The organism is Clostridium sp. AF34-10BH (genome assembly GCF_003478095.1).
GTDB lineage: Bacteria > Bacillota > Clostridia > Lachnospirales > Lachnospiraceae > Acetatifactor > Acetatifactor acetigignens.
In genome coordinates this window covers 1-1,124 of the sequence record NZ_QUEC01000076.1, presented here as the reverse complement: position 1 = coordinate 1,124, position 1,124 = coordinate 1, and the positions used below count along the sequence as shown (strand labels likewise).

The following is a 1,124-nucleotide window of genomic DNA, read 5'->3' as shown; positions in this document are numbered from 1 at the left end:
TTCTCTGCGACTTCCCAATAAACGGGAAGTTGTCAAACAGCGTTCGTTGTTTCGCTTTGTGGCATTTTTACACACTGCTGAATCACACCTGTAACATACGTAATGGAATCGGTGCAGTCGTTCTTGAGCCATTCTGAGATAATTGCCATTAGTCCCCGAATATAAAAGGCCATGATATAAGGTCGATCTTGCTGTAGTACACCGTAGCGGTCGAGAATAGGCGTAAACACATGACGGAACATCCTATCATAGCTTTTATCCATCCCCAACACCGCCGCATTTTCTGTTGCTGTGCGAAACAGTCGCTTGTTATTCTTAATGTAGCTGAGGTAAGGTGTTAAATAATCCGGCGTAATTAGATATAATTCATCCCTCGGGCAATTCCGCAGCTTTGTAAAAAAGGCATCCGAATCTTTCTCCATAGAAGCAAGAAATTGCTCGTTCATACGACCGACACTCTCCGAGAGCAGGTCTGACATCGTTTCATAATGCAGATAGAAGGTGGAACGATTGACCCCTGCTACTTCACAGATTTCTTTGATTGTAATATACTCAAAATCCTTTTTTGCCAGAAGGGTCAGAAAGGCTTCGTCCATTCTGGCTGCGGTAGCAAAATATCTGCTTTCCGATCTATTCAATCGTTCTCACCTTCTTTCGTGTTGTTGTTTACATCTCGCTGATTTCTTTTGCCAGTTCCATGATTTCAAAAGCGTATTTCTGCTTGCCCTGTGCCAGCAATTTTTTGTAGATGGGGTAATTAACGCCCATGCCCAGTAGCCCAATAATGCCGACAATCACGCCGAGGACAAACATAGTGGTGCTACCGCTGCCGATGACCTTCATGGAAAGGCACATTCCAACACCGGCTACCAGCGCAGTGATAATGCCGAAGGTATAGGTAAAAACGGTTGCGGGAAGCTTGGCTTTTGCATCCAGCTTGCGAAGAGCGATCACCTTGGAGGTGTCCTTGAGTGCATATTCGTTTGCGAGTTGTTCTGCATAGATTTTATCTGTATTCATGGCTTGTTGCCTCCTTCATTTGATGGTTTTATTCTACCAGCAAAGAACGGGCAACGGAACAACACTGATGGCAGTTTGTGTTGAGTTCAAGAATTGTGCAAATT

At 44.4% G+C, this 1,124-nt stretch carries 2 protein-coding genes; both read right to left on the bottom strand.

The annotated features are described in order from the left end of the window. Nucleotides 1-32: 32 nt before the first annotated feature. Nucleotides 33-638 carry a TetR/AcrR family transcriptional regulator gene (locus DWZ61_RS19420; protein WP_118540119.1) on the bottom strand — a complete coding sequence of 202 codons (606 nt, stop codon included), beginning with the start codon at nucleotides 636-638 and terminating at the stop codon, nucleotides 33-35. Between the two features lie 28 nt (nucleotides 639-666). Next, entirely contained in the window at nucleotides 667-1,020 is a 354-nt protein-coding gene (locus DWZ61_RS19415; protein ID WP_013274291.1) for a hypothetical protein, read from the bottom strand. Between the last annotated feature and the right edge of the window lie 104 nt (nucleotides 1,021-1,124).

What these genes read in the sequence shown, in the direction of transcription:
- DWZ61_RS19415 (WP_013274291.1), bottom strand. Translation starts at nt 1,020, where the DNA reads ATGAATACAGATAAAATCTATGCAGAACAACTCGCAAACGAATATGCA.